We start from the raw sequence: 21,941 nt of genomic DNA, 5'->3' as shown, positions 1-21,941 counted from the left end.
GGTGGTAATCGCACGTGGGCGCGGCGACCGCACCCTCCTCCGTCTTCGCCATGCCGCTCAGGCACCGGTCGGAATTCTCGATCGCGCCGGCGAGCAGATGTCGTTCTACGGCCGCGCGATCGGCTGGATCCCTCGCACCGTCGTGCACTACAAGAAGGAAGTTCTGCGGCTGCTCGCAGAGGTGACCTTCGGCAGTGGTGCGCTCGCGGTGATCGGCGGAACCATCGGCGTCATCCTGATGATGTCCGGCTTCACCGGCGTCGTCGTCGGACTGCAGGGCTTCGCCGCGCTCGACCAGCTCGGCAGCTCCGTCCTCACCGGCTTCCTGTCCGCCTACGTCAACACGCGTGAGATCGCGCCGATCGTTGCCGCGCTTGCACTCTCGGCCACCGTCGGCTGTGGTTTCACCGCGCAGCTCGGCGCCATGCGCATCTCCGAGGAGATCGACGCGCTCGAGGTCATGGCCGTTCCGTCGGTACCGTTCCTCGTCTCCACCCGCATGATCGCCGGCTTCGTCGCGGTCATCCCGCTGTACATCGTGGGCCTGCTGTCGGCCTACCTCGCCTCACGACTGGTGAGCACGATCTTCAACGGTCAGTCGAGCGGTTCGTACGACCACTACTTCAACCTCTTCCTGCCTCCCGAGGATGTCCTGTACTCGTTCGCCAAGGTGCTGGTGTTCGCGTTCGTGCTCATCATGATCCACTGCTACTACGGCTTCCACGCGTCGGGCGGACCCGCGGGTGTGGGTGTGGCCGTGGGCCGCGCCGTCCGCGCAGCGCTGGTCACCATCGCCGTTCTGAACTTCTTCCTCAGCCTGGCCATCTGGGGAACCACCACGACAGTGCGAGTCGCCGGATGATCACCTCGACGTCGAAACTTCGCCGCCGGATTCTGGGTGTCGCCTTCTTCCTGGTGGTCGCCCTGTTCATCGCGTGGAGCATTGCCACCTACCAGAAGACGTTCAAGCCCGTCGTGAACGTCGACCTGATCACCGACACCGTCGGAAACGCGTTGCCCGCCAACGCGGACGTGAAGATCCGCGGCGTCATCGTCGGCGAGGTGCGGTCCGCGACCACCGAGAACGGCGAGGTCACGTCGGTGCTCGCCCTCGATCCCGATCAGGCGAAGACCATTCCGTCGAACGTGACGGCACGGCTTCTTCCGAAGACACTGTTCGGCGAACGGTATGTCGCACTGCAGATTCCCGAGGGTGCCGAAGCCAGCCGGGGAATCTCCAACGGCGCTGTCATCCAGCAGGACAAGAGCGGCAACGCCATCGAGGTCGGTCAGCTCCTCGACTCGCTGCTGCCGCTGCTCGATGCCATTCCGCCGCAGGATCTGTCGAACACGCTCGGTGCGCTGAACCAGGCCCTGCAGGGCCAGGGTGAATCGCTCGGACTGACGCTCGACCGTCTCGACACCATCTTCGCGGGCCTGAACACCGAACTGCCGAACATCAAGCAGGATCTGGTCGGCCTGGCCGACCTGTCGGAGACGTACAGCACGGCGGCGCCGGATCTGATCGATGCGCTCGACAACCTCTCGGTCACCGGAAACACGGTGGTGGAGAAGAAGAGCGAAATCGACGTCCTGCTCGCGTCGGCAACGTCGACCTCGTCGTCCACCGCGGACCTTCTCGAAACGAACAGGGAGTCGATCATCTCGATCGCAGCAGACTCACGCGAGGCCCTCGAGTTGCTCGCCCAGTACTCGCCGTCCACCGGATGCATGCTGGCGAAGTTCGTCCCGATCGCCGAGGAAGCGAAAAAGATTCTCTCCGTCGACGATCCGTACCCGGGCGTGCGCGGCACCATCAACTTCGTCAATCCGAAGGGTGCCTACCTGCCGAACCAGGACGAGCCGCGCCTCTTCGACACTCGTGGTCCTTCCTGCTTCGACGGAGTTCAGACGCCGGGCAAGTTCTTCCCGCAGTACCCCGGCAGCTCGGTGAACGACGGGTCGTACCAGGTGCCCTCGCGCAACCCGGGACCTGCGGACATCAACTTCCTTGCGCCGCCACAGGATTCGCAGTTCCCGTCCACCGACGCGGCTGCTCCGGCCGCCGGCGCAGGGGCGCCCGCGTCGTACGCAGGCTCCGACGCCGAACGTGACACCCTCGCGGTGGTCTACGGCGCCGCCAACGGAATCTCACCGGCCGACGTCCCTGCATGGACGACGCTCGTCGGAGCTCCCGCACTGCGCGGACAGGAGGTGCACGTCCAGTGAGAGGCCTCCTCGCACCACTGCTCAAGTTGATCGCGTTCGCCGTCGTGACGCTCATCGCCACGGGCGCGCTCGCACTCACCATCGCCAACGGTTCGGGCGGAGGCGGTGAGAAGTTCTCCGCGATCTTCTCCGACGTCGCGTCCCTCAACCAGGGCGACGAGATTCGCATCGCCGGCGTGCGGGTGGGTCAGGTGCAGAGCATCGAGATCTACGACCGCGACCGGGCCAAGGTCGACTTCACGGTCGACAACCGGGACTCGTTGCCCGCCAGCACCACCGCGACCATCCGCTACCGCAACCTGATCGGGCAGCGCTACATCGCGCTCGAGCAGGGCACCGGAAACCAGGGCGAGAAGATCAACAGCGGCGCCACGATTCCGATCGAGCGCACCAAGCCGGCCGTCAACCTGACGACGCTGTTCAACGGTTTCCGCCCGCTGTTCCAGACCTTGACCGCCGACGACGTGAACAAGCTGTCGTTCGAGATCATTCAGGTCTTCCAGGGTGAGGCGGGCACCATCGGCGATCTCGTCGCCAACACGGCCAGCCTGACCAACACTGTCGCCGACAAGGACCAGGTCATCGGTCAGGTCATCGACAACCTCAACGGCGTCCTCGCCACGGTGAACAAGAACGACACCGGGTTGAACGACCTCATCGTCAACACCCAGCAGCTGGTGTCGGGCCTCGCGGCCGACCGCGGAACCGTCGGATCCGCCATCACGTCGCTGGCCGGTCTGACCAACGCGACTGCCGACGTGCTCGAGCCGACCCGCCCGGCCATCCAGGGAACCATCGCCGCGGTGAACGAACTGTCGGGCAAGATCAACGCGCGAGCCCCCGAGGTCAACGGCATTCTGTCGAACCTCCCGATCAAGCTGGACAAGCTCGTTCGCGTGGCCAGCTACGGCTCGTGGTTCCAGTTCTACCTCTGTGGAATCGACATCGTCGCCGGTCCCGGATACGCGCCGAACCTCAACCTCCCGACCGGCCTTCCCACGATCAATCAGCCGCTCTACACCAACTCCGCGAAGCGGTGTGCGGCCGGAGGTATCCAGTAATGCCATCTCGTCGTCGCCCCGCGGTCGCGGGCGGACTCGGCATCTTCATCATCGTGATGTTGGTGGCGTCCGCCTTCTTCCTGGACTCGTTGCCGATTCTCGGTGCCGGTTCGAAGTACACCGCCGAGTTCTCCGAAGCGGCCGGTCTCAAGGAGAGCAACGAGGTTCGCATCGCCGGCGTCAAGGTCGGCAAGGTCACCGATGTCTCGCTCGACGGTGACCGGGTCAAGGTCAAGTTCGACGTCAAGGACGCCTGGGTCGGAGATCAGAGCACGGCCTCGATTCAGATCAAAACCGTTCTCGGACAGAAGTATTTGTCGCTCGAGCCCAAGGGTACCGAGCGGCTCAACACCAAGGACCCCATTCCGCTCGAACGCACCACTTCGCCCTACGACGTCATCGACGCGTTCTCCGATGCGGCGCGCACGGCCGGCAACATCGACACCGAGCAGCTCGCGACCAGCATGGAGACGCTCTCGGCCGCGTTCTCCCAGACGCCGGACAACATTCGCGCCTCGCTCGACGGAGTGAGCCGGTTGTCGCAGACCATCGCCTCGCGCGACGACTCGCTGCGCACCCTGTTCGACGCCACGACGAAGACCACCAAGGTCCTCGCCGATCGCAACCAGGAGTTCACCCGGCTCATCTCCGACGGTGCGTCCCTCGTCCAGGAACTGAACCAGCGTCAGCGCTCCATCGCCTCCCTCCTCACCGGTGTTCAGCGCATCTCGCAGCAGCTCACCGGGCTCATTCGAGACAACGAAGCACAGATCGGGCCGGCTCTCGAGCAGCTCGGCGGAGTCATCGACATCCTGAAGAACAACAACCAGAATCTCGCGAAGGCACTCGAGTTGTACTCACCGTTCGTCCGCCTGTACTCGAACATCGTCGGCAACGGCCGGTGGTTCGATCAGGTCATCGTCAATGCCTTCCCGCCCGGCCTCCCCGACATCCCCGGGTACCGTCAGCCGATTCGCACCCTCGGTGTCGATCCCGTCCGCAGTCCGGGGGCATGACATGACGACAGTGTTCAGCAAGAAGAACGTCCCGGTGATCGCCGGCGCCCTGGTCGCTGTGCTCGTGATCGCGGGCGTGCTCTGGTGGGTCTTCTTCCGGGCCGGAACCACCGCCATCACAACGTATTTCGACAAGAGCGTCGGTGTGTACGAAGGCACCGACGTGCGCGTTCTGGGCGTCAAGGTCGGAACGGTCACCAAGGTCGAGCCCCTCGGTGACCAGGTTCGCGTCGACCTTCGTGTCGATCGCGGCGTCGACATCCCGGCGACGGCAAAGGCCGTGCAGGTGGCACCGTCGGTGGTCGCAGACCGGTACGTCCAGCTCGCCCCGGCGTACACCGGCGGAGAGAAGATGACCTCCGGGACAACGATTCCGCTCGAGAACACGGCCACGCCGGTCGAGGTCGATCAGCTCTACTCGAGCATCGATCAGCTCTCGGAAGCGTTGGGCCCCAACGGCGCCAACAAGAACGGTGCGGTGTCCGACCTCGTCACCACCGGTGCGGACAACCTCGCGGGCAACGGCGAGGCGCTCAACAACTCGATCACGCAGCTCTCCGGTGCGGTCGACACACTGAACTCCTACCGAGGCGACCTGTTCGACACGGTCAAGAACCTGCAGACCTTCGTGACCGCACTGGCTCAGAACGACGCACAGGTGCGTCAGTTCAACACTCAGCTGGCCGACCTCACGAGTTTCCTCGCCGGTGAGCGAGAAGACTTGAACCAGGCCGTCTCTCAGCTGTCGGTGACCTTGGGTGACGTCGCGACGTTCGTGCGTGACAATCGCGAGAAGCTGACGAGCGATCTCGACAATCTCGTCCCGACGAGCCAGACGCTCGCGGACAACAAGCAGAACCTCGTCGACACGTTGACGCTTCTTCCGTTGGCCATCTCCAACGTCGTCAACTCCTACAACGCCGAGACGGGCACCTTGGACTCGCGCGTCAACTTCAAGGAGTTCCAGGATCCGTCCCAGATCTTCTGCAGCTTGATCGACCTGCAGAAGCTGCGGCCGGGTGACCCGCAGTTCGAGGCGCTCGGGCGGCAGATGCAGCCCATCGTCGACAACTGCAAGTCCATCGTCGACCAGGCTGTCGCGGGCGTGAAGACGCCGACCCTCATCCTCCCGTTCGGTCTGCTGACTGCGGACAACGAGCAGCGCAACGTCGAGCCCGGAACGGTGCCCGGTGTTCCGTCCCCGCGGATCGACGGTGCGAATCTGCCCGGCCTCGAGCTGGGTCAGGGAGGCCAGTGATGAAGAAGAAAGCGATCGTCGCCGGCGCGGGCGCGTGTGTCGTGGCCCTGACCTTGACCTCGTGCGGCTCGCAGGGCATCTACGCGATTCCACTGCCGGGTGGTGCCAACGTCGGTGACAACCCCATGACGTTGACAATCCAGTTCGACGACGTGCTGGACCTGGTCCCGCAGTCGACGGTCAAGGTCGACGGCGTGCCGGTCGGTCGCGTCACCTCGGTGTCCGTCCCGCGGGACGGGTGGACCGCGGACGTGAACGTGACGGTCAACTCCGACGTCGACCTCCCCGCGAACGCGACCGCGTCGGTGGAACAGACCAACCTGCTCGGCGAGAAGTTCGTCTCGCTGGCCGCGCCGAAGGACAACCCGGATTCGGCTCGCCTGCAGAGCGGTGACACCGTCCCGCTCGAGCGGACGCGGCACGCTACCGACATCGAGCAGGTCCTCGGCGCACTGTCGATGCTGCTCAACGGCGGCGGAATCGCGCAGCTCGCACCGATCGTGAAGGAACTGAACACCGCGTTCTCCGGACGTGAGGACAAGGTGCGAAGCCTGCTCGACAACGCCAACACGCTGATCGCCGGTCTCGACGATCAGAAGAACGACATCACGCGCGCGCTGGACGGTCTCGACGTGCTCACCGGGACGGTGAACCAGCAGAACCAGCAGATCGAGCGCATCCTGAAGGACCTCCCCGTCGCGACGGGCGTCCTCGAGGAGCAGCGCCCGCAGCTGACCGCGCTGCTCGGACAGGTCGACCGGCTCGGTGCGGTGGGAACGGACGTGCTCAACCGGTCCCGCGACGACATCATCGCCGACCTCCGTGCGCTGCGCCCGACGCTGCAGGAACTGGCCAAGTCCGGTGACGACCTGATCACCGACCTCAAGTTCGTCCCGACGTTCCCGTTCCCGGACGGCGTCGAGAAGATCACCCAGGGCGGGTCCGTGAACCTCTTCCTGAGCGTGGACCTTCAGATCGGAAACCAGTTGTCCGCGTTCGGTGTCGGCGAAGGTGATCCGATTTACAGCCCGCCGAAGTACGGCACGCCGTTGCCGAAGGTCGATCCCGCCAATCCGTACTACAACGGAAACGGTGCTCGACCGGGTTGGCCCACGGTCTCGCTGCTGCCGCTGCCGCCGATCATCCCGAATCCCAATCCGGCTCCGGGCGTTCCCGGCAACGTGGCGGTTCCCGCCCCCGCCAACCCGCTCGACGGGATCCTCCAGCAGTTCGGTATCACCGCTCCTGCGCCCTCCGCACCGCAGAACGGAGGCTGACCATGAGATCGAAACTCGTTCGCACACAGCTGATCGCGTTCGTCGTCATTGCGATTCTCGGCCTGGTCTACGTCGGCGGAAAGTACGTCCGTCTCGACCAACTGCTCGGGTTCGGGCAGTACACGGTCAAGGCGAACTTCACCGACTCCGGCGGCATCTTCACCAACGCCGAGGTGACGTACCGCGGTGTGTCCGTCGGCCGCGTCGGCTCCCTGAACCTGACCGATCAGGGCGTCGAGGTCGACCTCCTGCTCACCAGCGGCGGCATCGACATCCCGGCTCAGGCCAAGGCCGTCGTGGCCAACCGGTCCGCGATCGGTGAGCAGTACGTCGACATTCAGCCGACCACCGATCAAGGCCCGTACCTGCAGGACGGTTCGGTCATCAGTGCCGACGACACCTCGATTCCGACCCCGGTCGAGAACCTGCTCGCCAACGTCGACACACTGGCGAAGTCGGTTCCGATCGACAAGCTCAACACCCTGGTGACCGAGCTCGGTACCGGGTTCGACGGCAAGGGTGACGATCTGCAGACCCTCGTGAAGTCCCTCGGCACCTTCTCCGAGGCCGGCCTCGAGGCACTGCCGCAGACGCTGACGTTGATCCGGGACAGCCGAACGGTTCTGGACACCCAGAGCGAGCAGTCGTCGTCGATTCAGCAGTTCAGCAACGATCTGAACCTGGTGACCGCGCAGATCCGTGCCAACGACCCCGACATCCGTCGTCTCATCGACAACGGAACGCCCGCGAGCAACGAGGTGGGCGCGTTGGTCGAACAGGCCGGTCCGTCGCTCACGTCCAACCTCACCAACCTCGCTGATCTGGGTCGCACCCTGAGTCCACGCGCGTTCGCTCTGCGGCCGCTGCTGCAGTTCCTTCCCGCCCTCGCATCGGGAGCCAAGTCGGTGTCGCCGGGCGACGGGACGATCCACCAGGGCATCCTCCTCGAGGTCAACAACCCGCCGCCGTGCACCATCGGCTACGAGGGAACGCAGGCGATCCTGGCCGAGGAGAAGGCCAAGAACCCGGACTTCGACGACACACAGCAGGATTTCCCGCTGAACCTCGACGCCAACTGCACCGTGCCGCACGGCTCCACCACGGGTGTTCGCGACGCGAACAGCGTCGCCTTCGCGGACCCCAACGTGCCGCAGCCGTGGGACGGCAAGCCGAAGGTTGCTCCGGAACCGTTGAACCTCAACCCGATTGCGACGCAGCTCGCGACGCTGCTGGGTGTGACCCCGAAGCGGTGATCGATCGTCGGGGTAGGGTCGCGGGCGTGACGACAACCACTCAGGGAGACGACAAGAGTGCGCGGCTCGCGATCGTGGGGCTGATCGTCTCGGTCGTCGCTCTCGTGGTCGCCCTCGTGTTCGCGATCGTGCTCGGTACGGGGTGGGCTCACGCCCGGACCGAATCGGCCACCGCGACCACTCGCGACGACGCACTGGCCGGGTCCCGGCAGGCAGCGATCAATCTGAACTCGGTCGACTCGAACAACCTCGATCAGACGTTCGCCGACATTCAGTCGTCCATCACGGGAGACGAACTTGTCAACGGGCTCAACGACACCAAAGACCAGTTCCGCGAGCAGTTCCAGTCCTCGAACGTCGTGACCACCGCGACGGTCGAGCACGCCGCACTGGTGTCGTTCGATCAGGACGAGAACACCGCGTCGTCGCTCATCGTGCTGAAGACCGACACCAAGCGGCCCGACGCGGCGGAGCAGCTGTTCCTGTCGACCCTGCGTCTGGACATGACGGTCGACGGCGGAGTGTGGAAGGCGACGAAGATCCAGCCGATCGGCCAGCGCATCCCGCTTTCCGGCCCGACGGACACGCAGGCGCCCACGGATACACCGGCGCCCACGGACACAGCGGCGCCCACGGACACACCGGCACCTGCCACACCTGCCCCCGCGACCGGCGGCCAGTAATTCTTTCGAAGGAGTAGGACCAGTGCCCCCACCCCGCCGCCAGAACCCGACCGGACCGTCGCGGCGCCCCCGCGTCGCCGGCCGTACCGGTGGGCCGGTGGGCGACGCGCCTGCCGCCGGCAAGAAGGCCCCCGAGAAGAAGGTGCCGGAGAAGAAGGTGCCGGAGAAGAAGGCGCCCGAGAAGAAGGTGCCTGAAAGCAAGGTCTCGGAAAAGAAGGTTTCTGAGAAGAAGGCGCCGGAGAAGGCGAAGTCGGCCGCGCCGGTGGACCTCGCGAAGCCTAAAGCCAAGCCTGTCGAGCCGAACAAGCCTGTCGAGCCGAACAAGCCTGTCGAGGCGAAGAAGAAGACCCCGGCGCCCTACCGGCTGTCCAAAACTCAGACGGATCGGCCGGAACCGGAGACGACAACTCCCGTCGATCGCCCGCACCGCCGCCGGATGAGGCGCGTCACCGCCGTGGTCGGAGGCCTCGCGGTGATTCTCGCGATCGTCGCCGTGGTGGCCGGACTGAAGCCCGGGACGACCGACGTGAGCAACCAGGCGTGGATCGACGACGCCGCCACGAACGAGGTCACCGCGGCGGCCACGACCGCGTTGCAGACGGTCTTCAGCTACAAGGCCGACACCATCGACCAGGACCAGGACGCGGCGCGTGCGGTTCTCGACGGCGACCGTCTGAAGGAATACAACGATACCGCCGAGGCCACCAAAGACGGTGTGCTGCAGACGAAGACGACGTCGGTCGCCGTCGTCACCGACATCGGTGTGTCGGTGCTTCAGGACGACAAGGCGGAGATCGTCGCGAGCCTGGACATCTCCGCGAACCAGGACGGCGTCGACCAGGGAACGGTCCAGACACCCGTCGTCGTCACGATGACGCGGGTGGACGGAAAGTGGCTGATCGCGCAGATCGACAACCGCTGACGGCAAATCGGGTAGCGAAACGCCGCGGCTCGGTCTTGACGCGGGGCGGTGCAAGGGTCCAATCTGTTCCTGCACGATCGAACGCTCGACGAGTGGAACGATCGGCAAGACGAAACGACGACGGCGCAAATGGAGGCACCGAAGTTGTCGAACTTGCCGGCGTGAACCGCGAGTAAGTAGTAGGTTGCATCTTTCCCCGTCTGGGGGTACTTTTGGACGTTGCGCTGGGTGCCTCCTGTCCACTTCCAGATCTCGAACCGTCTTCCGTGCTGAAGACTGTTCGCTGCCGAGGTCTTGTTCGGGCTGCTACCAGCGGCTTTGCCCCTAAGAACAGATTCAGCGACGGTCGCACCGTGTCCATCAGGCGCAGCTAGCGACCCGCGTGAGGTGCTGGAAGGAATGCATCTTGGCAGTCTCCACCCAGACCAAGGAAAACACCGGTACTCCCGGAGCCCCCAAGAGGGTGTCGTTCGCGAAAATTCGCGAGCCGCTCGAAGTACCGGGGCTACTTGATCTACAGACGGATTCGTTCGAGTGGCTCGTGGGCGCCCAGAGCTGGAAGGACCGTGCGGAAGCGCGCGGCGACAGCTCCGCGAGCGGAGGTCTGGAAGACATCCTGACCGAGCTCTCGCCCATCGAGGACTTCTCCGGTTCCATGTCCCTGTCGTTCTCCGACCCACGCTTCGACGAGGTCAAGGCCTCGATCGACGAGTGCAAGGACAAGGACATGACCTACGCGGCGCCGTTGTTCGTCACCGCGGAGTTCATCAACAACAACACCGGTGAAATCAAGAGCCAGACGGTCTTCATGGGTGATTTCCCCATGATGACCGACAAGGGCACCTTCATCATCAACGGCACCGAGCGCGTCGTCGTCTCGCAGCTCGTTCGTTCGCCGGGCGTCTACTTCGACCATTCGGTCGACAAGACCACCGAGAAGGACCTGCACAGCGTCAAGGTCATCCCGGGTCGCGGTGCGTGGCTCGAGTTCGACGTCGACAAGCGCGACACCGTCGGTGTGCGCATCGACCGCAAGCGTCGTCAGCCCGTCACCGTGCTGCTCAAGGCACTCGGCTGGACCACCGAGCAGATCACCGAGCGCTTCGGCTTCTCGGAGATCCTCATGGCCACGCTGGAGAAGGACAACACGGCCGGCACCGACGAGGCGCTGCTCGACATCTACCGCAAGCTCCGTCCGGGCGAGCCGCCCACCAAGGAGTCCGCGCAGACCCTGCTGGAGAACCTGTTCTTCAAGGAGAAGCGCTACGACCTCGCACGCGTGGGTCGCTACAAGATCAACAAGAAGCTCGGCCTGAACCTGGGCCAGCCGATCGTGGCCTCGACGCTGAGCGAAGAGGACATCGTCGCGACCATCGAGTACCTGGTGCGCCTGCACGCCGGTGAGACGGTCATGACCGCCCCCGGCGGCGAGGAAGTTCCCGTCGAGGTCGACGACATCGACCACTTCGGTAACCGTCGTCTGCGTACCGTCGGCGAGCTCATCCAGAACCAGATCCGCGTGGGCCTGTCCCGCATGGAGCGTGTGGTTCGCGAGCGCATGACGACTCAGGACGTCGAGGCCATCACGCCGCAGACGCTGATCAACATTCGTCCCGTGGTCGCCGCGATCAAGGAGTTCTTCGGAACGTCGCAGCTCTCGCAGTTCATGGACCAGAACAACCCGCTGTCGGGTCTGACGCACAAGCGTCGCCTCTCGGCACTGGGACCCGGCGGTCTCTCCCGTGAGCGCGCCGGCCTCGAGGTTCGTGACGTCCACCCGTCGCACTACGGCCGCATGTGCCCGATCGAGACCCCGGAAGGCCCGAACATCGGCCTGATCGGATCGCTGTCGGTGTACGCCCGCGTGAACCCGTTCGGGTTCATCGAGACGCCGTACCGCAAGGTCGTCGACGGCAAGGTCACCGACGAGGTCGACTACCTGACCGCCGACGAGGAGGACCGCCACGTCGTGGCGCAGGCCAACTCGTCCATCGACACCGCGGGCAAGTTCGTCGACGAGAAGATCCTCGTTCGCCGTAAGGGTGGCGAGGTCGAGTTCGTGTCGTCGATGGATGTCGACTACATGGACGTCTCGCCTCGTCAGATGGTCTCCGTCGCCACGGCGATGATTCCGTTCCTCGAGCACGACGACGCCAACCGTGCCCTCATGGGCGCGAACATGCAGCGTCAGGCCGTTCCCCTCGTGCGCAGCGAAGCTCCGCTCGTCGGCACCGGCATGGAGTTGCGTGCCGCGGTCGACGCGGGCGACGTCATCATCAACGAGAAGACCGGCGTGATCGAAGAGGTCTCGGCCGACTACGTCACCGTGATGGCCGACGACGGCTCGCGCAAGACCTACCGGATGCGCAAGTTCGCGCGCTCGAACCAGGGCACCTGCGCCAACCAGCGCCCGATCGTCGACGAGGGTGACCGCGTCGAGGCCGGCCAGGTTCTGGCGGACGGACCCTGCACCGAGAACGGTGAGATGGCGCTGGGCAAGAACTTGCTCCTCGCGATCATGCCGTGGGAGGGCCACAACTACGAGGACGCGATCATCCTGTCGCAGCGCCTCGTGGAAGAGGACGTCCTGACCTCGATCCACATCGAGGAGCACGAGATCGATGCTCGCGACACCAAGCTCGGTGCCGAGGAGATCACGCGTGACATCCCGAACGTCTCCGACGAGGTCCTCGCAGACCTCGACGAGCGCGGCATCATCCGTATCGGTGCCGAGGTTCGTGACGGCGACGTCCTCGTCGGAAAGGTCACGCCGAAGGGCGAGACCGAGCTGACCCCCGAAGAGCGCCTGCTGCGCGCCATCTTCGGTGAGAAGGCCCGCGAGGTTCGCGACACGTCTCTCAAGGTTCCGCACGGCGAGAACGGAAAGGTCATCGGCATTCGCGTGTTCTCGCGCGAGGACGACGACGATCTGCCTCCCGGCGTCAACGAGCTGGTCCGCGTCTACGTGGCTCAGAAGCGCAAGATCCAGGACGGCGACAAGCTCGCCGGCCGCCACGGCAACAAGGGCGTCATCGGCAAGATCCTTCCCGCCGAAGACATGCCCTTCCTGTCCGACGGCACCCCGGTCGACATCATCCTGAACACCCACGGTGTTCCGCGTCGTATGAACATCGGTCAGGTCCTCGAGACCCACCTCGGGTGGATCGGAAAGACCGGCTGGAACGTTCAGGTCGCCAGCGACGGGACGCGACCCGATTGGGCCGCAACCCTTCCCGAGGAGATGCTGGCGGCGGACGCCGACACCAACATCGCCACCCCGGTGTTCGACGGTGCGAAGGAGGACGAGCTCGCCGGCCTGCTGTCGAGCACGATCCCGAACCGCGACGGCGAGCAGATGGTGGGCGCCGACGGAAAGGCCACGTTGTTCGACGGCCGTTCCGGCGAGCCGTTCCCGTACCCGGTGTCGGTGGGCTATATGTACATCATCAAGCTGCACCACTTGGTCGACGACAAGATCCACGCTCGTTCGACCGGGCCGTACTCGATGATCACGCAGCAGCCTCTCGGCGGTAAGGCGCAGTTCGGTGGACAGCGTTTCGGCGAGATGGAGTGCTGGGCCATGCAGGCTTACGGCGCTGCGTACACGCTGCAGGAGCTTCTCACCATCAAGTCGGACGACGTCGTCGGCCGCGTGAAGGTGTACGAGGCAATCGTCAAGGGCGAGAACATCCCCGAGCCCGGCATCCCCGAGTCCTTCAAGGTGCTCCTCAAGGAGCTCCAGTCGCTGTGCCTCAACGTGGAGGTGCTGTCCTCGGACGGTGCAGCCATCGAGATGCGCGACGGTGACGACGAAGACCTCGAGCGCGCCGCGGCGAACCTGGGAATCAACCTCTCGCGCAACGAGTCCGCAACCGTCGACGATTTGGCTCAGTAGTTCGAAGGCAACACCTTCGAACCTGCAGTTCTCGAGAAAACTAACCCTGAGAAGGGGAAAGGAAGTAAGACGTGCTGGACGTCAACTTCTTCGATGAACTCCGTATCGGTCTCGCGACCGCGGACGACATCCGCAACTGGTCCTTCGGTGAAGTCAAGAAGCCGGAGACCATCAACTACCGCACGCTCAAGCCCGAGAAGGACGGCCTGTTCTGCGAGAAGATCTTCGGACCTACTCGCGACTGGGAGTGCTACTGCGGCAAGTACAAGCGTGTGCGCTTCAAGGGCATCATCTGTGAGCGCTGCGGCGTCGAGGTCACTCGCGCCAAGGTGCGTCGTGAGCGCATGGGTCACATCGAGCTCGCAGCTCCCGTGACGCACATCTGGTACTTCAAGGGCGTTCCGTCGCGCTTGGGCTACCTGCTGGACCTGGCGCCGAAGGATCTCGAGAAGATCATCTACTTCGCCGCCTACGTCATCACCTCGGTCGACGAGGAGCTGCGTCACAACGAGCTCTCCACGCTCGAAGCCGAGATGGAGGTCGAGAAGAAGGCCGTCGCCGATCAACGCGACGCCGACCTCGAGGCCCGTGCGCAGAAGCTCGAAGCCGACATCGCCGAGCTCGAGGCGGAGGGCGCCAAGTCCGACGTGCGTCGAAAGGTCAAGGACGGCGGCGAGCGCGAGATGCGTCAGCTGCGTGACCGCGCACAGCGTGAGCTCGATCGTCTCGAAGAGATCTGGACCACCTTCACCAAGCTCGCCAAGAAGCAGCTCATCGTCGACGAGCTGATCTACCGCGAGCTGGTCGACCGCTACGGCGAATACTTCACCGGCGCAATGGGTGCGGAGAGCATCCAGAAGCTGATGGAGACCTTCGACATCGAGGCCGAGGCCGAGAGCCTGCGCGAGACCATCCGCAGTGGCAAGGGCCAGAAGAAGCTTCGCGCGCTGAAGCGTCTGAAGGTCGTCGCCGCGTTCCAGTCCACCGGCAACTCGCCGATGGGCATGGTTCTCGACGCCGTCCCGGTCATCCCGCCGGAGCTTCGTCCCATGGTGCAGCTCGACGGCGGACGTTTCGCGACGTCCGACCTCAACGATCTGTACCGCCGCGTCATCAACCGCAACAACCGCCTCAAGCGACTGATCGACCTCGGTGCTCCCGAGATCATCGTCAACAACGAGAAGCGGATGCTGCAGGAGTCGGTCGACGCCCTGTTCGACAACGGTCGTCGTGGACGCCCCGTCACCGGACCGGGCAACCGCCCGCTGAAGTCGCTGTCCGACTTGCTCAAGGGCAAGCAGGGCCGCTTCCGTCAGAACCTCCTCGGCAAGCGCGTCGACTACTCGGGTCGTTCCGTGATCGTCGTCGGTCCTCAGCTCAAGCTGCACCAGTGCGGTCTGCCGAAGCTGATGGCACTCGAGCTGTTCAAGCCGTTCGTGATGAAGCGCCTGGTCGATCTCAACCACGCGCAGAACATCAAGTCGGCCAAGCGCATGGTCGAGCGCCAGCGCGCACAGGTGTGGGACGTCCTCGAAGAGGTCATCGCCGAGCACCCCGTGCTGCTGAACCGCGCACCCACCCTGCACCGCTTGGGCATCCAGGCATTCGAGCCGCAGCTGGTGGAGGGCAAGGCAATTCAGCTGCACCCGCTCGTGTGTGAGGCGTTCAACGCCGACTTCGACGGTGACCAGATGGCCGTGCACCTTCCGCTGTCCGCGGAGGCGCAGGCCGAGGCGCGCGTGCTGATGCTGAGCTCGAACAACATCCTGTCGCCGGCGTCGGGCCGCCCGCTCGCCATGCCGCGTCTGGACATGGTCACGGGTCTGTTCCACCTGACCCGTCTCGACGAGAACGCACTCGGTGAGCACGAAGCCGCGAGCAAGGACACCGCGGAGCTGGGCATCTACGCCAGCCCGGCCGAGGCTCAGATGGCCGTCGATCGTGGCGTCCTGACGGTCCAGTCCAAGATCAAGGTGCGTCTCACGCAGCAGCGCCCGTCCAAGGACGTCGAGGACGCACTGTTCCCCGACGGCTGGTCGTACGGGGATGCGTGGACCGCCGAGACGACTCTCGGCCGCGTGCTCTTCAACGAGCTGCTCCCGGCGAACTACCCGTTCGTCAACGAGCAGATGCCGAAGAAGCGGCAGGCGACCATCATCAACGATCTCGCCGAGCGGTACCCGATGATCGTGGTGGCGCAGACCGTCGACAAGCTCAAGGACGCCGGCTTCTACTGGGCCACGCGTTCGGGTGTCACGATCTCCATCTCCGACGTCCTCGTGCCGCCGGAGAAGCCGCAGATCATGGAAGAGTTCGAGGCGCAGGCCGACCGGATCGAAAAGCAGTACCAGCGTGGCGCTCTCGACCACACCGAGCGCAACTCGGCACTGGTCAAGATCTGGCAGGAAGCCACCGAAATGGTCGGTAAGGCCATGGAGGCGCACTTCCCCGACGACAACCCCATCCCGATGATCGTGAAGTCCGGCGCCGCCGGAAACATGACTCAGGTGCGGTCGCTCGCCGGCATGAAGGGCTTGGTGACCAACCCGAAGGGTGAGTTCATCCCGCGTCCCATCAAGTCCTCCTTCAAGGAGGGCCTGACGGTTCTCGAGTACTTCATCAACACGCACGGCGCTCGTAAGGGTCTGGCCGACACCGCACTTCGTACCGCGGACTCGGGCTACCTGACTCGTCGTCTGGTGGACGTCTCGCAGGACGTCATCGTTCGGGAAACCGACTGTGGCACCGAGCGCGGCATCACGACCACCATCGCCGAGAAGCTGGCCGACGGCACGCTCATCCGTGACGCGCACGTCGAGACCAGCACGTACGCACGCACGTTGGCGTCGGATGCGATCGACGCGGACGGCAACGTCATCGTCGAGCGCGGCCACGACCTCGGTGACCCGGCCATCGACGCACTGCTCGAAGCCGGCATCACCAAGGTCAAGGTGCGCTCCGTGCTCACCTGCACCACGGGCACCGGCGTCTGCGCCACCTGCTACGGCCGTTCCATGGCCACCGGCAAGCTCGTCGACATCGGCGAGGCCGTCGGTATCGTCGCGGCGCAGTCGATCGGTGAGCCCGGCACGCAGCTGACCATGCGTACCTTCCACCAGGGCGGTGTTGCCGGAGACGACATCACCGGCGGTCTGCCTCGCGTGCAGGAGCTGTTCGAGGCACGTGTGCCGAAGGGCATGGCTCCGATCGCGGACGTGTCGGGACGTATCCAGCTCGAGGACGGCGATCGTTTCTACAAGATCACCATCGTGCCGGACGACGGCGGCGAAGAGGTTGTCTACGACAAGCTCTCGAAGCGTCAGCGTCTGCGCGTCTTCAAGCACGACGACGGTTCCGAGCGTCTTCTGGCGGACGGTGACCACGTCGAGGTCGGCCAGCAGCTCATGGAAGGTGCAGCCAACCCGCACGAGGTCCTGCGCGTCATGGGACCCCGTCAGGTGCAGATCCACCTCGTCAACGAGGTTCAGGAGGTGTACCGGAGCCAGGGTGTGTCGATCCACGACAAGCACATCGAGACGATCGTTCGTCAGATGCTGCGCCGCGTGACGATCATCGACTCGGGTTCGACGGAATTCCTGCCCGGTTCCTTGACCGAGCGCAGCGAGTTCGAGTCGAGCAACCGTCGCGTCGTGTCCGAAGGTGGCGAGCCTGCCGCCGGACGTCCGGTGCTGATGGGTATCACGAAGGCGTCGCTCGCGACCGACTCGTGGCTCTCGGCAGCGTCGTTCCAGGAGACCACTCGTGTCCTGACCGACGCGGCGATCAACTGCCGCTCGGACAAGCTGATCGGTCTGAAGGAAAACGTGATCATCGGAAAGCTGATCCCCGCCGGAACCGGCATCAACCGGTACCGGAACATCACGGTTCAGCCCACCGAAGAGGCACGTGCTGCGGCTTACGCAGTGCCGTCGTACGACGACCAGTACTACAGCCCGGACGGCTTCGGCCAGAACACCGGTGCTGCGGTTCCGCTGGACGACTACGGCTTCACGGGCGAGTACCGCTAGCAAGGCGTGAAGGGCCCCGCATCTCCTTCGGGAGGTGCGGGGCCCTTTCGCTGTCCGCGATGAGTTTCCGCCCCTGCCCGAGTCGAACCGTCATGACCGAGCAGAAGAGCACCATCACGAACATCGGCGTCGCCATGTTCACCGTCACCGACCAGGACGCAGCACTCGACTTCTACACGCGCGTACTCGGATTCGAGGTGCGCGGCGACACCCGCTTCGGGCCCGAGCAGGAGTACCGCTGGCTGGAGGTGGCGCCTCCGGGATCGACGGCGCGACTGGCCCTGAACCCGCCGATGTTCGACGAGCCGGGCGGCGGCTCGATCGGCGTCGAGACCACCGACGTGCGCGCCGAACATGCACGTCTCACGGCCATCGGAGGATTCGAGATCGATCCGCTGGGGGACGACAACGACCCGAACGTCCCGCCGATGTTCATGATGCGCGACCCGGATCGCAACGTCATCACGGTCGTCCAGGTCTGACGGGTCACGAACCGTCGGCAATGACCTTCGCAATGTTGCGCTCCGCGAGCGCCGCGATGGTGAGCGACGGATTGGCCGCACCGGTGCTGCCGGGGATCAGCGCACCGTCCATCACGTACAGGCCGGGGTGGCCCTTCACGCGGCCGTAGTTGTCGGTGACGTCGCCGAGCACCGCGCCGCCGAGCGGGTGGGCGGTGAAGGTGTCGTCGACGTCGCGGGTGAACGGCTCGGCCGACGGCATCGTGCGGCCTGCCTGAGCCATCTTCGCCTGCACGGCGCGCAGCGCCTCGACGGTGTCGCGTGAACCGCCCTTGGGCCAGTTCAGCGTCAATTTGTTTGTCGCGCTGTCGAATCCGAAGCTGCCGCGCAGTGGGTCGATGGTCATGCCGAGCGAGCCGAGGAACCCGAGGTCCGTGGGTACACCCGGGACGTACCAGTTCTCGACGGTGAGCGGCAGGCCAGAGTCGTCGACGATCTTCGACGCGCAGGGCGCGCCTTGCGGTCCGGACGACATGGGTCCGAGCGAGCGGGTCATCGTCGCGTCGCCGTTGGTTCCCCACCCGGTGCCGACGAACTCGTTGAGGTTCGGCAGGGCGCCGGTGGACCGCGCGCGCATCAGCAGTTCGGTCGTTCCGATGGACCCGGCACCGAGGACCAGTCGGTCGCAGGTGAGTGTGCGTGATTCCAGTGCTGCGCCCTCGGGGCTGAGCCGGACGATCTCGACGCGGTAGCGGCCGCCCGGTTCCGCGCCGATGGCCGACACCTGGTGGCTGTGACAGACGACAGCGTTGCCGGTGGCTTCTGCTTGCGGAATGTAGTTCTGCGTCAGGTCGTGCTTGGCGCCGTTGGAGTTGCCGAAGGTGCTGGCGCCCACGGTGGCCGACGGCCGCGATCGGCCGGACAGCTCGTCGCGCAGGACGTCCCAGTTCCAGTTGCCGTCGACGCGCTGCGGGTCGTATCCCGCCTTGCGGGCGTGGTCGTCCCACGTGCGGGAGTGTGCGAATCCCGGGCTGTTGTAGATGTCGTCCGGCATCGTCGACGGGCGCAGCATGGACCGCACCTTCGGGTACCAGGTGGATGCCATGTCGTCGTACGAGAGCCGGCCGCCGAACGACAGGTCGAAGAACCGCTTCTCCGGCGCGATGGTGACGCCGGTGTAGACGATCGACCCGCCTCCGACGGCGGCGCCGCGCCAGACGGAGAGGTTGTCGAACCGGGTGGTGTCGAGGACGCCGCCGAAGTAGTCGACCGGGCCGACGGGAAGGCCGGTCAGGTTGGTGAAGGACTGCTGATGCCACAGTCCACGGCCGTCGGCGGTCATGTCGGCAGTGAAGATCTCCCGCCACGGGTCACGGGGCCAGCGCAGGCCGCGCTCGAGCACGGTGACTTGGCTGCCGGCCTGTGCGAGCCGTAGGGCGGCGGCGCTTGCGCCGAAGCCCGATCCGACGACGATGACCGACGAATGGTCGGGTGGACGAGGCGGTTCGGCGAACAGTTCGGGAACCATTCCACGTATGGAAGGGGTGCCGATCGGAATGGCGCCGGCCGTGCCGGCCCTCAGAAGCGGTTGGGCGGCCAGGCCGACGAGCCCGGCCCCTGCCAGTCGAAGCAGTTGCCTGCGGTCCACGTGCTGCACCTCGGAGTTCGAATCGATGAGTTGTCATTCTCCCGTCCCGACCGGTCCTGAAACTACCAAACACCCTTTTTCCGTGACCAATCCCAACATTTGGTCTGTTCATTCGTCTGTTACCTCGGCGAAGGGCTCCGGCCACCAGGCGCCAGCACAGTGGTCCGATGCCTACACCGCATATCGGCTCCGACATCTCCCTGCGCGCCGGCACGACGCGTCGCCAGTTCCTGACGTGGAGCGCGCTGGTCGGCGCGCTCGCGTTCACCCCGGAACTGGCTGTTGCAGGCTCGGCCCGCGCACAGTCATCGGCGCCTCGGGACTACCCGTTCACACTCGGCGTGGCATCGGGTGACCCTCTGCCCGACTCGGTGATCCTGTGGACCCGTCTGGCCGTCGACCCGCTGGCGCCGCTCGGCGGGATGCTGCCGGGCGTCGTCCCGGTCGGATGGGAGATCGCCACCGACGATCGCTTCGGCACCGTCGTGCAGCGCGGCGCCACGATCGCGACCGAGCCCGACGGGTTCTCCGTCCATGTCGACGTTCGCGGCCTCGCCCCGGCCCGCGACTACTTCTACCGCTTCCTCGTCGGGCCCCACGCGAGTCCGGTCGGTCGTACCCGGACCGCGCCTGCGTACGGAAGTCCGGTGAGCGAGGTGAGCTTCGCGTGGGCGTCGTGCCAGAAATGGGAAGACGGCTTCTACCCCGCGTACGCCGACATGGCGGCCGCTCGGCACGACGTGATCTTCTTCCTCGGCGACTACATCTACGAATACGCGCTGCCCACCGCCGGGGTGCGCGGCAGCACCCCGTACCCGGAGTCGATGAAGCACGAGGCGGGGGTGCTCGCCGACTATCGCGACCGGTACGCGCTGTACAAGTCCGACCCGAATCTCGCTGCGGCACATGCCAGTGCGCCGTGGATCTCCACGTTCGACGATCACGAGGTCGACAACAACTGGGCGAGCGCGATCAGCCAGGACGACGACGATCCCCGGCAGTTCCTGCTGCGCCGAGCGGACGCGTTCAAGGCGTGGTGGGAGAACACCCCGGTGCGCGGCGATCTGCGCCCGACGGGCCCGGACATGAAGGTGTACCGCCGCTTCACCTTCGGTGATCTGGTGGACTTCTCGGTCCTCGACACGCGGCAGTACCGGAGCGATCAGGCGAACGGTGACGGCGAACATCCGCAAGACGCTGCTACCGCCGATCCGAGCCGCACGATCACCGGCGCGGAGCAGGAGCGGTGGATTCTCGACGGTTTCGACCGTCCTCAGAAATGGAAGTTCCTGGCGCACCAGACGGTGATTGCTGATCTGGCGCAGATCGAGGACGGCCAACGCAAGGTCGGCATGGATCCGTGGAGCGGCTACGAGGCGTCCCGTCACCGAATTCTCGACGGCGCCCGCGACCGAGGAACCCAGAATCTGGTGTCCATCGTGGGAGACATCCACCGCAGCATCGTCTCCGAGCTGCGACGCGACTATCGAGACCCGTCGACGCCGGTGGTCGGGGTCGAGTTCGCGGGCACGTCCATCGCGTCGGGCAAGAACGGTGCGGCGGTCGACGACACGGGGCGCGGCATCCTCGCGGCGTCGCCGCACGTGAAGTACGGCAACGCTTTACGAGGTCATGTCCGCGGGCGGCTGACGCACGACGAGTGGACGGCGGAACTGCGCACGGTCGAGAGGGTGTCGGAGCCCGGTGGAGCTTCGAAAACTGCTGTGACGGTGACGGTTCCGAGCGGTCGCCCGGACATTCAGCTGTAGTAACCCTCCAGCTGCTGGACGGCCCACTTGTTGCCGTCCGGGTCGGCGAAGTAGGTGAACCAGCCCCACCCCTCGTCCTTGACCTCGGTGGCGTCGACACCGGCGTCGATCAGCTGTGCTCGGGCGGCTTCGGCGTCCGGGACCACCATTTGCATGCCGACGACCGACCCCGGCTCGGCCGGGGTGATGCCGGTGCCGATGGCAATGGAGCAGCCCGATCCGGGCGGGGTGAGTTGGACATATCGAATGCCGTCGTACGGGCTGGCGTCGTGGTCGGCGTTGAACCCGATCTTCTCGTAGAACGCCTTCGCGCGGTCGACGTCGGTGACGGGGATGGTGACGAGTTCGATTTTCCAGTCCATGGCACTGCCTTTCGGTTGGGTGCGATCACCGTCTCAGCCAATGCGGACATCTACAGTCCGCAATTGGCGGGCTCGCAGC

14 protein-coding genes are annotated in these 21,941 nt (G+C 65.2%); 12 read left to right on the top strand and 2 right to left on the bottom strand.

Features of this window, described 5'->3' with window-relative positions:
* Position 1 precedes the first annotated feature (1 nt).
* The 11 genes from AC59JP_RS16195 to AC59JP_RS16145 all read left to right on the top strand — a co-directional run bounded on the left by AC59JP_RS16195 (position 2) and on the right by AC59JP_RS16145 (position 18,104).
* Positions 2 to 862, top strand: a complete 861-nt coding sequence (locus AC59JP_RS16195) for an MlaE family ABC transporter permease (protein WP_497326821.1) — start codon at positions 2 to 4, stop codon at positions 860 to 862.
* Entirely contained in the window at positions 859 to 2,229 is a 1,371-nt protein-coding gene (locus AC59JP_RS16190) for an MCE family protein (protein WP_497326820.1), read from the top strand. The genes AC59JP_RS16195 and AC59JP_RS16190 overlap by 4 nt, the downstream gene beginning before the upstream one ends.
* Positions 2,226 to 3,290 carry an MCE family protein gene (locus AC59JP_RS16185; protein ID WP_497326819.1) on the top strand — a complete coding sequence of 355 codons (1,065 nt, stop codon included), beginning with the start codon at positions 2,226 to 2,228 and terminating at the stop codon, positions 3,288 to 3,290. The genes AC59JP_RS16190 and AC59JP_RS16185 overlap by 4 nt, the downstream gene beginning before the upstream one ends.
* On the top strand, positions 3,290 to 4,306 hold the full coding sequence (locus AC59JP_RS16180) for an MCE family protein (protein WP_497326818.1): 1,017 nt from the start codon (positions 3,290 to 3,292) through the stop codon (positions 4,304 to 4,306). Before AC59JP_RS16185 ends, AC59JP_RS16180 begins: the two co-directional genes overlap by 1 nt.
* Before the next feature lies 1 nt (position 4,307).
* Positions 4,308 to 5,564 carry an MCE family protein gene (locus tag AC59JP_RS16175; RefSeq protein ID WP_497326817.1) on the top strand — a complete coding sequence of 419 codons (1,257 nt, stop codon included), beginning with the start codon at positions 4,308 to 4,310 and terminating at the stop codon, positions 5,562 to 5,564.
* Positions 5,564 to 6,841: an MCE family protein gene (locus AC59JP_RS16170; RefSeq protein WP_497326816.1), complete on the top strand. Its 1,278-nt coding sequence runs from the start codon at positions 5,564 to 5,566 to the stop codon at positions 6,839 to 6,841. The genes AC59JP_RS16175 and AC59JP_RS16170 overlap by 1 nt, the downstream gene beginning before the upstream one ends.
* 2 nt (positions 6,842 to 6,843) lie before the next feature.
* On the top strand, positions 6,844 to 8,094 hold the full coding sequence (locus AC59JP_RS16165; RefSeq protein ID WP_497326815.1) for an MCE family protein: 1,251 nt from the start codon (positions 6,844 to 6,846) through the stop codon (positions 8,092 to 8,094).
* A 26-nt stretch (positions 8,095 to 8,120) separates the two neighbouring features.
* Entirely contained in the window at positions 8,121 to 8,777 is a 657-nt protein-coding gene (locus AC59JP_RS16160) for an Rv1363c family protein (protein WP_497326814.1), read from the top strand.
* Positions 8,778 to 10,081: 1,304 nt separating this feature from the next.
* The gene (rpoB, locus tag AC59JP_RS16155) at positions 10,082 to 13,594 is read left to right on the top strand and encodes a DNA-directed RNA polymerase subunit beta (RefSeq protein ID WP_497326813.1); all 3,513 of its coding nucleotides are present in this window, start codon (positions 10,082 to 10,084) and stop codon (positions 13,592 to 13,594) included.
* A gap of 71 nt (positions 13,595 to 13,665) precedes the next feature.
* Positions 13,666 to 17,622, top strand: a complete 3,957-nt coding sequence (locus AC59JP_RS16150; RefSeq protein ID WP_497326812.1) for a DNA-directed RNA polymerase subunit beta' — start codon at positions 13,666 to 13,668, stop codon at positions 17,620 to 17,622.
* A gap of 92 nt (positions 17,623 to 17,714) precedes the next feature.
* Positions 17,715 to 18,104, top strand: coding sequence for a VOC family protein (locus AC59JP_RS16145; protein WP_497326811.1), 390 nt, complete (start codon positions 17,715 to 17,717; stop codon positions 18,102 to 18,104).
* A gap of 4 nt (positions 18,105 to 18,108) precedes the next feature.
* Here the strand turns inward: AC59JP_RS16145 and AC59JP_RS16140 are convergent, their stop codons facing one another.
* On the bottom strand, positions 18,109 to 19,731 hold the full coding sequence (locus AC59JP_RS16140; RefSeq protein WP_497326810.1) for a GMC oxidoreductase: 1,623 nt from the start codon (positions 19,729 to 19,731) through the stop codon (positions 18,109 to 18,111).
* A gap of 167 nt (positions 19,732 to 19,898) precedes the next feature.
* Here AC59JP_RS16140 and AC59JP_RS16135 point away from each other — a divergent pair, with 167 nt between their 5' ends.
* Positions 19,899 to 21,500, top strand: coding sequence for an alkaline phosphatase D family protein (locus AC59JP_RS16135; RefSeq protein WP_497326809.1), 1,602 nt, complete (start codon positions 19,899 to 19,901; stop codon positions 21,498 to 21,500).
* Here the strand turns inward: AC59JP_RS16135 and AC59JP_RS16130 are convergent.
* Positions 21,491 to 21,862, bottom strand: a complete 372-nt coding sequence (locus AC59JP_RS16130) for a VOC family protein (RefSeq protein ID WP_497326808.1) — start codon at positions 21,860 to 21,862, stop codon at positions 21,491 to 21,493. The genes AC59JP_RS16135 and AC59JP_RS16130 overlap by 10 nt on opposite strands.
* Between the last annotated feature and the right edge of the window lie 79 nt (positions 21,863 to 21,941).

Source organism: Rhodococcus sp. 320_ES (assembly GCF_059691855.1).
This window is presented reverse-complemented; position numbering and strand designations above follow the sequence as displayed.